A 220-nucleotide genomic window follows, 5' to 3' on the forward strand; every position below is an offset into this window, starting at 1 on the left:
CGGCGTAATTACCTATATGCTGACCTTCGGTAAATTACCGGAACTGGACCGTCAGGGCCGTCCGAAAATGTTTTATGGCCAGCGTATTCACGACAAATGCTACCGTCGTCCACATTTCGATGCCGGCCAGTTCGTCGAAGAATGGGATGACGAATTTGCCCGTAAAGGTTACTGCCTTTACAAAGTCGGCTGTAAAGGCCCGACCACCTACAACGCCTGT

At 50.9% G+C, this 220-nt stretch carries 1 pseudogene; it reads left to right on the forward strand.

The features are described from left to right. Nucleotides 1-220 (forward strand): annotated as a pseudogene (locus B2Z72_RS01970) (uptake hydrogenase small subunit); the annotation flags it as partial.

It is taken from the genome of Thalassolituus sp. UBA6592, assembly GCF_002433655.1.
Classification (GTDB): Bacteria; Pseudomonadota; Gammaproteobacteria; order Pseudomonadales; family Oceanobacteraceae; genus Venatoribacter.